The 13,694-nt window shown below is 71.7% G+C and carries 12 protein-coding genes and 2 pseudogenes; 5 read left to right on the forward strand and 9 right to left on the reverse strand.

All coding sequences use genetic code 11. The features are described from left to right. Window positions 1–73: 73 nt before the first annotated feature. From GJ634_RS10460 to GJ634_RS10470, 3 genes are read right to left on the reverse strand one after another with little or no spacing between them, the layout of a single operon-like run. The gene (locus GJ634_RS10460; RefSeq protein WP_157502744.1) at window positions 74–1,189 is read right to left on the reverse strand and encodes a hypothetical protein; all 1,116 of its coding nucleotides are present in this window, start codon (window positions 1,187–1,189) and stop codon (window positions 74–76) included. Beyond that, the gene (locus tag GJ634_RS16125) at window positions 1,186–1,395 is read right to left on the reverse strand and encodes a hypothetical protein (protein WP_157502745.1); all 210 of its coding nucleotides are present in this window, start codon (window positions 1,393–1,395) and stop codon (window positions 1,186–1,188) included. Before GJ634_RS16125 ends, GJ634_RS10460 begins: the two co-directional genes overlap by 4 nt. A 51-nt stretch (window positions 1,396–1,446) precedes the next feature. Next, window positions 1,447–2,100: a helix-turn-helix domain-containing protein gene (locus GJ634_RS10470; RefSeq protein ID WP_157502746.1), complete on the reverse strand. Its 654-nt coding sequence runs from the start codon at window positions 2,098–2,100 to the stop codon at window positions 1,447–1,449. A gap of 96 nt (window positions 2,101–2,196) precedes the next feature. On the opposite strand from GJ634_RS10470, the gene GJ634_RS10475 reads away from it, so the two are divergent. Next, window positions 2,197–2,475, forward strand: coding sequence for a DUF2249 domain-containing protein (locus tag GJ634_RS10475; RefSeq protein ID WP_157502747.1), 279 nt, complete (start codon window positions 2,197–2,199; stop codon window positions 2,473–2,475). A gap of 2 nt (window positions 2,476–2,477) precedes the next feature. On the opposite strand, the gene GJ634_RS10480 is transcribed toward GJ634_RS10475, so the two are convergent. Next, the gene (locus tag GJ634_RS10480; protein WP_197425486.1) at window positions 2,478–2,885 is read right to left on the reverse strand and encodes a pyridoxamine 5'-phosphate oxidase family protein; all 408 of its coding nucleotides are present in this window, start codon (window positions 2,883–2,885) and stop codon (window positions 2,478–2,480) included. 223 nt (window positions 2,886–3,108) lie between these two features. Here GJ634_RS10480 and GJ634_RS10485 point away from each other — a divergent pair. Further along, a pseudogene (locus tag GJ634_RS10485) lies at window positions 3,109–5,429 on the forward strand (heavy metal translocating P-type ATPase). A 42-nt stretch (window positions 5,430–5,471) separates the two neighbouring features. Here GJ634_RS10485 and GJ634_RS10490 read toward each other — a convergent pair. The 5 genes and pseudogenes from GJ634_RS10490 to GJ634_RS10510 all read right to left on the reverse strand — a co-directional run bounded on the left by GJ634_RS10490 (window position 5,472) and on the right by GJ634_RS10510 (window position 10,344). Next, a pseudogene (locus GJ634_RS10490) lies at window positions 5,472–6,796 on the reverse strand (hemolysin family protein). A gap of 153 nt (window positions 6,797–6,949) precedes the next feature. After that, a complete protein-coding gene (fdhF, locus tag GJ634_RS10495) occupies window positions 6,950–9,055 on the reverse strand; it encodes a formate dehydrogenase subunit alpha (RefSeq protein ID WP_331714108.1) in 2,106 nt (701 codons plus the stop codon). Between the two features lie 85 nt (window positions 9,056–9,140). Next, window positions 9,141–9,671, reverse strand: coding sequence for a peptide-methionine (S)-S-oxide reductase MsrA (gene msrA / locus GJ634_RS10500; protein ID WP_157502749.1), 531 nt, complete (start codon window positions 9,669–9,671; stop codon window positions 9,141–9,143). 47 nt (window positions 9,672–9,718) lie between these two features. Beyond that, window positions 9,719–10,087, reverse strand: coding sequence for a hypothetical protein (locus GJ634_RS10505; RefSeq protein ID WP_157502750.1), 369 nt, complete (start codon window positions 10,085–10,087; stop codon window positions 9,719–9,721). A gap of 59 nt (window positions 10,088–10,146) precedes the next feature. Then, the gene (locus tag GJ634_RS10510; RefSeq protein WP_331714109.1) at window positions 10,147–10,344 is read right to left on the reverse strand and encodes a heavy metal-associated domain-containing protein; all 198 of its coding nucleotides are present in this window, start codon (window positions 10,342–10,344) and stop codon (window positions 10,147–10,149) included. A 127-nt stretch (window positions 10,345–10,471) separates the two neighbouring features. On the opposite strand from GJ634_RS10510, the gene GJ634_RS10515 reads away from it, so the two are divergent. The 3 genes from GJ634_RS10515 to GJ634_RS15560 form a co-directional block, all read left to right on the forward strand. Continuing rightward, the gene (locus tag GJ634_RS10515; protein ID WP_157502751.1) at window positions 10,472–11,059 is read left to right on the forward strand and encodes an AsnC family transcriptional regulator; all 588 of its coding nucleotides are present in this window, start codon (window positions 10,472–10,474) and stop codon (window positions 11,057–11,059) included. Window positions 11,060–11,090: 31 nt separating this feature from the next. Continuing rightward, a complete protein-coding gene (locus tag GJ634_RS10520) occupies window positions 11,091–11,300 on the forward strand; it encodes a hypothetical protein (RefSeq protein WP_331714110.1) in 210 nt (69 codons plus the stop codon). Between the two features lie 49 nt (window positions 11,301–11,349). Continuing rightward, window positions 11,350–13,694, forward strand: a 2,345-nt coding sequence (locus tag GJ634_RS15560) for a transglutaminase-like domain-containing protein (protein ID WP_197425487.1), incomplete at its 3' end; no start/stop codon positions are given.

Consider the following 13,694-nt stretch of genomic DNA (forward strand, 5'->3'; position numbering starts at 1 on the left):
CGACGACTTCCGCGTGGACGGCGAGCGCGCGTTCCGGCCGGTCGGCGTGACGGACCCGGCCGACGAGCCGTAGTCAGTCCGCGTTCTCGGGCCGCCCGTGGAAGCGCTCGGGGAGGACGCGCCCGTGCCGGTAGACGACGCCGACGAGGTTCGCGGCGAACGCGACGAACCCGCCGGCGAGCGCGACGCCGCCCGCGATAGTCGCCTGCCCGGGCGCGACGCCGGTCTGTCCGAGAATCAGCGTCACCGCGCCGAACGTCAGCAGCGCGCCGTCGACGGCGGCGAGGCGGTCGTCGTAGAGGTCGTCGATCATCGGCACCTGCTCGAAGCCGAGGCGGTCGCTGTACCGGTGGACCCAGACGATGAACGGGACGACGTGGTACAGCGACCCCATCACGACGAAGCCGACGACGCCGACGAACAGGAGGTGGCCGCCCGCGGTCGGCCCGAACAGGGCGTCGCGGCCGAGTGGGTCGGCGACCCATTCGCGGGCGGCCAGCGGGCTCCACGCCGCGAGCGCGACGGCGACGACCGCGTACCGCGACAGCATCGGCGTACGCTCGACGCGGCCCTCGTAGAGCTTCTTCCCGAGCAGGACCGCGAACGCGAGCGCGCCGGCGGCCATCGCGAGGGCGCCGGCGGCGGCGAGCGGGCGGACCGCGAACAGCCGCCCCGTCGCGAGCGCGAGGACGCCCGCCGGATACGCGTACTCGACGCGCGCGAGGTGGCGCTCGCGGCCCGCGATCTCGGTCTGCGTGAACATCGTCGCGAGCTGGTAGAGCGCGCCGAAGACGGTGGCGAGAATCGCGCCGAAGACGGCGAGCGTGGCGTGCGCGCCGACGACCTGCGGGCGGGCGACGCCCGCGACGGGGAGGACGGGCGTCGAGAGGTCGAACGCGAGGACGAAGCCGAGCGCGGCGAGCGCGACGAAACAGGCCAGCGCGAACGCGAAGTGCGCCTCGGTGGCGTCGAACTCCCGGACCGGCGGGAGGGTGCGCGCGAGGTTGTACGCGAACGCCCAGACGCCGAGGACGAGCAGGCCGCCGAAGCCGTGAATCCAGTGGACGCTGGCGGCGAGGAACGCGCCCGCGAGGCCGGCGACGCCGACGGCGACGAGCGCGAGCGCGGCGTTCGCGAGCCGCCGCGAGTGGACGGGGACGTTCGACCAGACGGGCACGAACTGCGTCATCGCGCCCATGATGGTGAGACAGACCCAGCCCGCGAGCAGCAGGTGGACGTGCGCGAGCGCGCGAACCCGGGCGCGGCGCCGAGGACGTGCGCGAGGCCGACGGCGCCGCCGGCGAGCAGGAACGCGAAGCCGGCGAGGAAGTACCGTAGCGGCACCGTCATCGGCGGCTGCTGGTCGGTCGCGAGTCCGGCGGGGACGGCGCTCATACTCGGAGTGAGGCGGCGGCCGCGTGTGCGAATTCTCCCGAACGTGTTCGGTCAGGCGAGGTCCTCGTCCGCGAACTGCGGGAGGTTGCTCGCGAACTGCTTGATGGCCGTCTCCTCGGCGCGGTGGAGCGTCTCGCTGAGCGTGGACTTCGCGGTGTCGAGTTCGTCCGCGAGGTCGGTGAGCGTGCACTCCCGGGGGGTGTCGTAGTAGCCGGCCTCGATGGCGGCGCCCAAAAGCTCCTGCTGGCGCGGCGTGAGCAGGCGCTCGGAGTCCCCGGACTCGTAGAGGTAGCCCACCTCGAAGTCCATGCCGAAGGCGTCCAGCTGGTCGCGCAGCGCCGAGAGCTTCGAGTGGGGCGCGACGACTTCCAGCGTGGCGCTGCCGTTCGACACCTCCAGCGGCGGCTCCAGCGGGAGGCCGGCCTCCTGCAGCGTCAGCAGCAACAGCGGCTCGCTCGTCTCGAACTCGACGAGCACGGAGTCGTCGTCGCGTTCGAGCGGCTCCATGTCCTCGACGCCGTCGGCCTCGTGCATCTCCTTGAGGACGTCCACGACGTCCGGGCCGGTGAGTTCGAGGAGCGCGACGCCGCGGTCGTCGTCGGGGAACGCCGCGAGCACCCGGAACAGCGTGTCCGGGTACTGCGTCGACACCTCCGAGATCCACACCGAGTCGGGGAGGTCGATGGTGAGTTGAGCTCGTGCCATACGAAGATGTTCGGACCTATGTGCCCCCAGCCTCAAGAAGTGTTCCCGAACTTGTTCGGGAGAACGCTGTGGGCGGTGGGGGTCGTCCGTGCAGACATGGCCGCGACGACCGACTGGCACGCGCACCTCGCAGAGACCGCCGTGCCGCTGGACCGCGAGCGCGAACTGCTCGACGTCCGCGAGCTGGGGCCGCCCGACCCGCTCGTCGAGACGCTGGAGACGCTGCCGGAGCTCGCCGACGACGCCGTGCTCGTGCAGGTCAACGACCGCGCGCCCCAGCACCTCTACCCGAAACTCGACGACCGCGGCTACGAGTACGTCACCGTCGAAGCCGACGACGCCGTCGTCACGGGCATCTGGACCCCTGAGGGGTGACGTTACGGGCTCTGGCGGCCGGAGATGTCGGCGTCTCGGAGCTCGTACCACGCGGCGTCGAGGTCGGCCGGGTCCGCGTCGAAGACGCTCATCCCGACCGCGGTCGCCTGCTCGACGTACGTGCGGCGGTCGTCGGCGTCCGGCTCGGGGATCTCGACCAGCCGGCCGTCCGCGACGACGCTCGTCCACTCGTCCGGCGAATCGACGTCGTACGCGACCAGCGTCGCGGGCGTCGAGTCACCGAGCGGTCGGGTGGCGCTGCCCGGCGTCGAGAGGAGCTGGAACACGCAGCGGCTCTCGGCCGCGTCGTACCCGAAGGAGACGGGAAACGACTGCGGGTCGTCGCCGCGCAGCGTGAGCACGCCGTCGCCGCGGGACTGGAGGTACGCGGCGACCTCCTCGGCGCTCATCTGCACGTCGGACCCGGAGACAGTGTGAGGCGGCGAACGAGACATGTAGACAGCCGGTACTCGCAGGACGGGATTAACGGCTGGCGTCCTTCCTGCGTTCTGAGAACCGCCGACAACCCCGCCGATTAACAACACACCCGGTTGAATTTATTACGAACACCTACTCTGAGCCGCACTCGTAACAGCCGAATTAATAACCGGGCGGCGCCTAGCCTCGGACGACATGACCGACGCGCCCGCCGACGGCGACCCATCCGCCACCCTGACCGCCCGGCTGTCGGTCCCCGAGATGGACTGCCCCTCCTGCGCCGGCAAGGTCGAGCACGCGCTGGAGGGCGTCGACGGCGTCCGGTCGTTCGACACGCAGCCCACGACCGGCCGCGTCGTCGTCACCTACGACCCCGACGCGGCGACGAGGCCGAGTTGGTCGCGGCCATCGAGGCCGCGGGCTACGAGGTGACGGGCCGCTCCGGCGAGAGCGGGGGCGACCGCACCGAACCCGCCAGCCCCGGCTCCGTCTGGACCAGCCAGCGCGCGCTGAAGACGTGGGCGAGCGGCGTCCTCGTCGCCGCCGGCTTCCTCCTCGAGTTCCTCCTCCCCGGCTCGAACGCCGCGGTCGCGGAACTGCTCGGCAGCGACGTCCTGCTATCGGACGCCGCGTTCCTCGGCGGCATCCTCATCGCGGGCCAGCCCATCGTCCGCGGCGGCTACTACTCCCTGAAGAGCCTGAACCTCGACATCGACCTGCTGATGTCCGTCGCCATCCTCGGCGCGGTCGCCGCCAGCGTCGCGTTCGGCGAGCGCCTCTACTTCGAGGCCGCGACGCTCGCGGTCCTGTTCAGCGTCTCCGAACTCCTCGAGTCGTACTCGATGGACCGCGCGCGCAGCTCCCTCGAGGAGCTGATGGAGCTCTCCCCGGACGAGGCGACGGTCCGCCGAGACGGCGAGGAGGTCACGCTGCCCGTCGAGGACGTCCGCGTCGGCGACCGCGTGGTCGTCCGCCCGGGCGAGAAGATTCCGATGGACGGCGTCGTCGTAGAGGGAGAGAGCGCCGTGAACCAGGCGCCCATCACGGGCGAGAGCGTCCCCGTCGACAAGACCGACGGCGACGACGTGTACGCGGGCACCATCAACGAGGCGGGCTACCTCGAAGTGCAGGTCACCGCGGAGGCCACGGAGAACACGCTCGCGCGCATCGTGGAGATGGTCGAGGACGCGCAGGCCAACCAGACCGAGCGCGAGCAGTTCGTCGAACGCTTCGCCGCCTACTACACGCCGCTGGTCGTCGGCGCCGGCGTCCTCGTCGGCGTCGTCCCGCCGCTGTTCTTCGGCGGCGCGTGGCCGACGTGGATTCTCCGCGGGCTCACGCTGTTCGTGCTCGCCTGTCCCTGCGCGTTCGTCATCTCGACGCCGGTCTCCGTGGTTTCGGGGGTCACGAGCGCCGCGAAGAACGGCGTGCTCGTGAAGGGCGGCAACCACCTCGAGGCGATGGGCGCCGTCGACGCGGTCGCGTTCGACAAGACGGGGACGCTCACGAAGGGCGAACTCACCGTCACCGACGTCGTGCCGCTCGGGGACAACACCGACGAGGACGTGCTGCGCTGCGCGCGCGGCCTCGAATCCCGCAGCGAGCACCCCATCGGGGACGCCATCGTCGAGCACGCCGACGACCGCGGCGTCGAGGGGCGCGCGGTCTCGGCGTTCGAGAGCGTCACCGGGAAGGGCGTGCGCGCGGACCTCGACGGCACCACCCACTACGCCGGCAAGCCCGGGTTCTTCGCGGACCTCGGGTTCGACCTCTCGCACGTCCACGCCGCCACGGACGGCGGCGTCGTCACCCAGAAGTCCCGGGAGCTCTGTGAGCGCAACGACTGTCTGGACCTGCTCGAGGACCTCGTCCCCCGCCTCCAGCGCGAGGGGAAGACGGTCGTCCTCGTCGGCACGGACGACGAACTGGAGGGCGTCATCGCGGTCGCCGACGAGGTCCGCCCGGAAGCGGAGGCCGCCATCCAGCGCCTCCGCGAGCTGGGCGTCGAGCGCACCGTGATGCTCACCGGCGACAACGAGCGGACCGCGGCCGCCATCGCCGAGCAGGTCGGCGTCGACGAGTTCCGCGCGGAACTGCTCCCCGAGCAGAAGGTCGAAGCCGTCGAAGAGCTCACCGACGAGTTCGAGGCGACCGCGATGGTCGGCGACGGCGTCAACGACGCGCCCGCGCTCGCCACCGCCACCGTCGGCGTCGCGATGGGCGCCGCGGGCACCGACACCGCCCTCGAGACCGCGGACATCGCGCTCATGGGCGACGACCTCACGCGGCTCCCCTACCTCTACGACCTCTCCGGGCGCACGACCGGCGTCATCCGGCAGAACGTCTGGTCGAGTCTCGGCGCGAAGGCCGTCCTCGCCGCGGGCGTCCCGCTCGGACTGGTCCCCATCTGGGTCGCCGTGCTCGTCGGCGACGCCGGCATGACCACCGCCGTCACCGCGAACGCGATGCGGCTCTCGCGCGTCGAACCCGACCTCGAGGCGGACGGCGAACAGTAACAGTCCTCGCCCGCGGTTTCTCGCTCGGCGCCGGCAGCCGGCTCAGTCCGACTGCTCGGCGTCCAGCTCGAAGACGCGGAGCGTCGAGATGCGGGACCCCTCGACGCTCGCCACCTCGAACTCGTAGCCGCCGACGTCGACGCGGTCGCCGACCTCGGGCGCGCGGTCGAGCTGGTCGAGCACGAGGCCCGCGACCGTCTCGACGGCCGCGTGCTCGAACTCCGTGCCGAGCACGTCGTTGACGGCGGCCAGCGAGACGCCGCCGTCGACGTCGTAGCTGCCGTCCTCGCGCCGGCGAATCGACGGCTCGCGCTCGTCGACGTCGAACCCGTCGCGGAGGTCCCCGACGACCGCCTCCACGACGTCCTCCACGGTCGCGATGCCCTCGAAGGCGCCCCACTCGTCGATGACGGCGGCCATCTGCTGGCGCTCCGAGCGGAACTGCAACAGCAGGTCGTTGATGGCCGTGGTCTCCGGCACGACGAGAATCTCGCGGGCGATGTCGCCGGCCGTCGTCTCCTCGTCCTCGCGCTCGCTCGCCCGCAGGAGGTCCTTCACGTCGAGGAAGCCGACGACCTGCGTGCTGTCGTCGGCCTCGAGACGGGATACCGCGTGTGGCCGGCCTCGAAGACGATCTCGCGGAGCTCCGGCAACGTGGCGTCTGCGGGGACGCTCACCGCGTCCGGCTGCGGGACCATGACCTCGCGGACGCTGGTGTCGTCGAGTTCGAACACGCGCTCGATCATGGCGACCTCCGCGACGTCGACGTCGCCCTCCTCGCCGGACTGCGCGAGCACGCGCCGGATTTCGCGCTCGCCGAGCGTCTCGTCGGACTCCGAGGCCGGCGGGACGCCGAGCGCTCGCGTGAACCGGTTGGCGGCGCCGTTGAAGACGACGATGCCCGGGTAGAAGAGGTAGTAGAAGAGCTTCATCGGCGGCGCGAGGTACAGCGAGAACCGCTCGGTCTGCGCGATGGCGAACGTCTTCGGCGCGAGCTCCCCGAAGACGACGTGCAGGAACGTGATGACGGAGAACCCGATGGCGACCGCGACGATGTGCAGCACCGTCGCCGGCAGGACCGACCCCAGGACGGGCTCGATGAGCGCCGCGACGGCGGGCTCCCCGGCCCACCCCAGGCCGAGCGAGGCGAGCGTGATGCCGAGCTGCGTGACCGCGAGGTAGTTGTCGAGGTCGGTCATCACGTCCTGGAGCGCGCCGGCGCCGGCGCGCCCCTCCTCGGCGAGCTGTTCGACCGAGGTCGCGCGGACCCGCACGAAGGCGAACTCCGCGGCGACGAAGAACCCGTTCAACACCACGAGGAACAGCGCGAACAACAGCTTCGCGACGGAGAACGCGAGCTCCGCCATCAGAACCGCCCGCGTCCGCAGTCGTTCACTCGACGAGAAGTCATAGCGTATCTTCCGCCCGGCACTCACAAAAATGGTCGTATCGCGTCCCCCGAGACGAGTACCCGGGCCGGCCACGGGGGGAGGAGTCCGCCGAGGCCGGTGGTTCCTCCTTCAGTCGTCCGCGGCCTCGTCGCTCGCCGCCGCGACGGTCACGTCGACGGCGGCGGCCTTGTACTCCGGAATCTTCGCGCGCTCGTCGAGCGCGTCGTTCGTCAGGACGTTCCCCGACGCCGCGGCGAAGTGCGGCGTCGTCCACACCACACCCTCCTTGATGGCGTCGGTGACGTGGGCGGTCAGCGTGATTTCGCCGCGCCGCGACTCGAGAGTCACGCTGTCGCCGTCCTCGACGCCGTACCGTTCGGCGTCCGCGGGGTGGACGTCCACGAAGTTCTCGGGGTGCTGCCGCGACAGCGTCTCCGAGCGGCGGCTCATCGTCCCCGTGTTGTAGTGTTCCTCGAGGCGCGCCGTCGTCAGAATCAGCGGGTACGCCTCGTCGGGCGTCTCTCGCGGCGGCTGGTGGCGAACGCCCTCGATTTGCCCGAGCCCGCTGGGGGTGTCGAAGGAATCCGCGTAGAGGTACTGGTCGCCCTCGTCGCCGGGCTCGTAACACGGCCAGTGGATGCCCGCCTCGCCGAGCGCGTCGTAGGTCATCCCGTGGTAGATGGGACAGACCTCGCGCAGTTCCGCGAAGATGTCCGCCGGGCCGTCGAAGTCGAAGCCCGCGTCCGCGCCGAACAGCCGCCGCCCGACCTCGGTGAGGATGTCGAAGTCGTGGCGGGTCTCCTCGTGGACCTTCTCGACGCCGCGCATGCGCTGGACGCGGCGGTCCGTGTTCGTGACGGTGCCGCCGCGCTCGGCCCACGACGTCGCGGGCAGCACGACGTCCGCGTACTCGACGGTCTCCGTCGGGAAGATGTCCTGCACGACGACGAACTCCGTCTCGTCGAGGAGGTCGGCGACGCGGTTCGCGTTCGGCTCGCTCATCACGGGGTTCTCGCCCATGACGTAGAGGCCGTGGACGGTGTCGCCGATGCTGTGCGTGATTTCGACGTTCGTCAGCCCGGGCTCGCTGGGCACCTCGAACCCCCAGACGTCCTCGACGCCCTCGCGGGCTCCGTCGTCGTCGACCGGTTGGTAGCCGGGGAGGACGTCCGGCATCGCGCCCACGTCGCTGGCGCCCTGTACGTTGTTCTGGCCGCGCAGCGGATTCACGCCCGTCCCCGGCCGGCCGACGTTCCCCGTGACGAGCGCGAGGTTGATCTCGTTCTGGACGTTGTCGACGCCGCAGGCGTGCTGGCTCATCCCCATCCCGGTGAAGATGGCGGCGTTCTCCGCGGTCGCGTACACCTCGGCCGCGCGCTCGATGTCCGCGAGCGGGACGCCGCACTCCTCTGCGGCCGCCTCCTTGTCGAAGCCCGCGAGCGTCTCCCGGAGGTCTGCGACCCCCTCGGTGCGCTCGGCGACGAACTCCTCGTCCACCCAGTCGTTCTCCAAGACGGTCTTCAGCACGACGTTCAGCAGCGGGATGTCCGTCCCCGGTTCGAGCTGGAGGTGGAGGTGGCGGTCCGACGCCGCGACGTCGAACGACTCGGTGGTCTTGTTCGCGTGGGGGTCGACCTGAACCACCGTCGCGCCGTCCAGCACGGCCTGCCGGAAGTACTGGCTGTTCGCGATGGGGTGTTGCTCGCCGGGGTTCGCGCCCTGAATCCAGAAGACGTCGGCCGCGTCGCGGAGGTCGGCCATGCTGTTGGTCATCGCGCCCGCCCCGAGGCTCTCGCCGAGCGCGTACACGGTCGAGGCGTGGCACATCCGCGTGCAGTTGTCGACGTTGTTCGTGCCGAACCGCCGCGCGAGCTTCTGGAAGAGGTAGTTCTCCTCGTTCGTGACCTTCGACGACGAGTAGAACCCCATCCCGTCGGGGCCGTGTTCGTCCCGGATCCGCTCCAACTCCGCGACGACCCGGGAGAGCGCTTCGTCCCACGACGCCGCCCGCAGCTCGCCGTCCTCGCGAATCTGTGGCTCAGTCAGCCGGTCCTCGTGGGCGACGACCTCGGTCGCCGCGCCGCCCTTGATGCAGACCCGCCCCTCGTTGACCGGCGCGTCCCCCCACGGCGCGAACCGGACGTCCGCGGGCTCGTCGCCCTGCTGGACGGCGATGCCACAGCCCACGCCGCAGTACGGGCAGATGGTCTTCGTCGGTTCGTCGTCAGTCGACACGCCCGACCGCCCCCGCGAGTGCTCCCGTCATGTGTGACAGTTTGACAAGCTCGGGCAAGAATCTTTCCGCGACGCCGCCGACGAGCTACTCCACTTTCGCCGCGAACTCCTCGCGGACCTTCGCGACCTTCGGCGCGACGTTCACCGAGCAGTACGCCTGATTCGGGTGTTTCTCGAAGTAGTTCTGGTGTTTGTCCTCCGCGCGGTAGAACGCCTCCAGTTCCTCTATCTCGGTGACGACGGGGTCGTCGTACGCCGCGTCGAGGTCGTCGACGAACGCCTCGGCGAGGTCGCGCTGCTCGTCGTCGTGGTAGAGGATTATCGAGCGGTACTGCTCGCCGACGTCCGGCCCCTGCCGGTTCAGCGTCGTCGGGTCGTGGACCTTGAAGAACACCTCGAGGAGGTCCTCGTACGCGAGTTCGTCCGTGTCGTACTCGACCTGCACGACCTCCGCGTGGCCCGTGGAGCCGTCGCAGACCTCCCGGTAGGTGGGGTCGTCGGTGTGGCCGCCGGCGTACCCCGAGGTGACGTCGCGGACGCCCGCGAGCTGCTCGAACGCCGCTTCCACGCACCAGAAACACCCGCCGCCGAACGTCGCGGTCGCAGTCTCCGTCATACTACGGGGTTCGCGGGCCCGCCAGTTAACAGACCCGGACGCCGGGCTCAGCCCGCGAACGCAAGCGCCGCCGTGAGCGCGCCCGCCAACAGCACGCTCACAGCGGTGATTTTCGCGCCGTACAGTCGGTCCGCGCGACGGCTCGCGGCGTCCGGCACCTCCCCGCGGTCGTCGCCGAACGCGTACCGGCCGGCCAGCGCCAGCCGCACGCAGAACGACTCGTGGGCCTGGAACGCCCACTCGAAGCCGACCGCCAGCGGGACGAACACGGCGAGCACCAGCGGCCCGGGGAGCGCACCGGCGACGTACGCGGCGCCCACCGCGGCCGCCGCGAGGAACGCCAGTGCGGCGACGCGAGCGCGGCGCCGTCGCTGCTCGCTGCCGATGTTACAGCGACCGGGCTGGTAGTCGGTCACGGCGACAGTTCGGGCGGCCGGCGGTTGAGGATTGCGCCCGCCGCGACACCCGCTGGTAGTCAGGCGGAGGCGTCGTAGCCGGCGTCCTCGACCGCGGCGACGAGGGCGTCCGGGTCGGCGTCGCCCTCCACGGTCGCGGCGTCCCGCTCGCGGTCCGCGCTCGCGCTGTCGACGCCCGCGACGCCCTCGAGCGCGTCCTCGACGGTCGATTCGCAGCCGCCACAGCTCATCCCTTCGACGGTGATAGTTCGGGACACGAGCGACCGTAGGCGCCGCCGAACTAATGCAGTTACGCCTCACGTCGTTCGGCCGAGCGGCGCATCGAGTTTGGATTCGAATTCGGTTCTGCGAAATCACTTTGTGTTTCTGCCGTCGACCTCGAACATGGCCGACCTCGACGAGACCGACCGCCGCATCCTCGAACTGCTCGCGGCCGACGCGCGCCGCCCGTACAGCGACATCGCCGACGAGGTGGGGCTGTCCGCGCCCGCCGTCTCGGACCGCGTGGCGAACCTCCGGGACAGCGGCGTCATCGAGCGGTTCACCGTCGATATCGACCGCTCGCGGCTCCGCGAGGGCGCGAACGTCCTCGTGGAGCTGTCGGTGCCGCCGGGCGAGGTCGACGCCGTCCGCGAGGCCGTCGGGAGCGCGGACGCCGTCGAGCACGTCTTCGTCACCGCCAGCGGCGCGGTCGTCTGCTCGGTCCGGCTCCCGGTCGCGGACATCCGCGCGTGGGTCACCGAGACGGTCGGCGCCGAGCGCCTCCGGGAGTACGACGTGCGGCCGCTGGCGTCCGCTGAGTGGCGGCCGAGCGTCGGCGAGGACGTCGCGATGGCGTGCGCGGAGTGCGGGAACACCGTCACCAGCGAGGGCGAGACCGCGCGCATCGACGGCGACCGCTACCACTTCTGCTGTCCGTCCTGCCGGGAGCGATTCGCGGAGCGCTACGACCGCCACGACGCCGAAGCCTAACGGCTAAGCACCCGGACGCCAGTCTGGGACTGTGGACCGGAACGCGTTCGTCTCGCGGTCGCTGCTGCTGTTCGCGCTCGTCGCCGCGAGCTTCGTCGTCCTCGGCTTCAGCCGGCTCGTGCTCCCGTACCGCGTCGCGCGCCTGCTCGCCGCGCCGCTGCTGTTCGCGGGCGCCGTGCTCGCCGTCGTGCTCGTCGCGCAGGCGCTTCTCGTGGCGGTCGGCGCGATAGAGCTCGACTGACCGCGGCCTCCGAATCATATACGTGGCGCGGCGGCCAACGGGGAGACGAATGAGCGACGCCCCCGGTCCGGACGCGCGACGCGCCCTCCTCGCGGTCGTCTTCGGAGTCGGCCTCGTCACCGCCGCAGCGGCCGCGCCGGCGCTCGGCGGACAGGCGCCGCTGGGCGGCCTCGACTCGCCGCCCGCGCCGAGCGAGGTGCCGGAGTTCGTGCGCAACCTCCCGGGGATGGACGCGCTGCTCGGCACCGACGCCGCACAGCAGTTCCGGACCGAGGCGTCGGCGTTCGGCGCGCTCACGCCCGGCCAGTCCGCGAGCGTCGGCGGGCCGATGTCGCCCGGGCAGCGCGCGAACGCCACGGAGCCGCACTTCGTCGCGCGGAGCGCGGAGTCCCGATACTGGCGGACGGAGGCGTACACGACGTACACGGGGTCGGGGTGGGAGCGCCAGCCGGTCGAGCGCGTGCGGCCGTTGCGGGGCGCCGAGGACCGGTCGGGCGAGTGGAGCGAGGTGACGCTCCGCCAGCGCGCGACGTCGCTGCCGACGCCGTGGCGGCCGGTCGACCTGACGTGCGGGGACGGCGGCTGCCCGTCGACGGTGTCGCTGACGCCGACCGGCGGCATCGAGGCGCACACGGCGTTCCCCGACGACGCGACCTACCGCGTGCAGAGCGTCGAGCGGACGGACGGACCGAACGTCCTCGAACACGTCCCCGTCGCGGGCAGCGCGGTCGACGACGAGTACGCGACCGTCGAGACGACCGACCGCGTCCGCGAGCGCGCCGCCGAGGTGGTCGGCGACGCCGACAACCGCTACGAGGCCGCGCGCCGAATCGAGGCCCACCTCGAGGCCGAGAAGTCGTACTCGCTGACGGACGTCCCGGAGCCCGGCGACCGGATCACCGACCAGTTCCTCTTCGAGCAGGACGCGGGGTACTGCGAGTACTTCGCGACCGCGATGACGACGATGCTGCGCACGCAGGACGTGCCGGCGCGGTACGTCGTCGGCTACGCCGGCGGCGAGTACGTCGGCGACGGCCGCTACCTCGTCCGCGGCGCCGACGCCCACGCGTGGGTCGAAGTGTACTTCGAGGACGTCGGCTGGGTGCGCTTCGACCCGACGCCCGGCGACGCCCGCGAGAGCGCCCGCGACGACCTCCACGAGGACGAGCGGGACTTCGACGTCTCCCTGAACCGGACGCCCGTGCCCGGCGAGCGCGTGAGCGCGACCGTGACGACCGCCGACCTGCCCGCGCGGAACGTCGCGCTCGTCGTGAACGGCGACCGGGTCGGCCAGACCGACGAGAACGGCACCGTCCCGTTCACCGTCCCGTACGCCGAAGAGCTCCGCGTCGAGGTGTCCACGACGGTCAACCTCACGGCGAGCGACGCGCTAGCGGCCCCGGACGCCGGCGACGGCCGCGCGTACAGCGTCGGGGCGCCGTTCGCCCGGCAGGCCGACGACGGCGACGACGACGCGCAGACGTTCGAGGTGGACGCGGACGTCCAGTTCGCCTTCGACGGCGACGTCGACCCCGGCGCCGAGCGCACGCTCACCGTCACGGTCGGCGGCCGACCGTTCCCGGACGCCGCGGTCAGCGTCGGCGGGGTCGAACAGGGCCGCACGGACGACGAGGGTCGCATCGCGGTCCGGATTCCCGACGACGCCGAGGGCGTCCTCGACGTGACGGCCTCGCGGGGCGACATCAGCGAGACGGCGGCCTACCCCGTCGACGCGCTCGCCGTGACGGTCTCCCCGTCGCTGGTCGCGCCGGTGCCGGGCACGACGGCCACCGCCCGGGTCACGTCCGGCACCGAACCGGTGAGCGGAGCGGTCGTCTCGGTCGCCGGCGAGCGCGTCGGCACGACCGGCGTGGACGGCACCGTGGACTTCGAGATACCGCTGACGCGGGCGCCGGCTGTCGCGGTGACGGCCGGCGAGAAGGCCGCGACGACCCACCTCGGGTGGGTGCTGCCGTCCGCCGCGGCCGCCGCGCTCGTCGCACTCGGCGCGCTCGCCGGCATCGCAGTGAGCGCGCGGCGCCGCGGAATCACGCCGCGCTCGGTCGCGCGCACGCTCGCCGCCGTCGCCCGAGCCGCCGTCTCGTCCGCGGTCGGCGCGCTCGTCGGGTTCGGGCGCCCTCGACGACCTCGCTGCGGAACTCCGGGCCGCCGCCGCGGACGGCTGGCGCGGCGTGCTCGCGTGGCTCGCGAGCCTCCCCGGACGCGTCCATCTCCCGAACGTACGCGGGTGGCTCGCGGGCGTCGCGTCGAACGTCGGCGCCGCGAGCGGCCGAGAGGCCGGCACAGCCACCGAAACCGGCGGGGCGAACGCGAGCGAGCCGGAGGGGCGCTTGCAGGCGGTCTGGCAGCGGTTCGTCGCGGTCGTCGGCGTCC

This window comes from Halobacterium sp. CBA1126 (assembly GCF_009741975.1).
GTDB lineage: Archaea > Halobacteriota > Halobacteria > Halobacteriales > Halobacteriaceae > Halobacterium.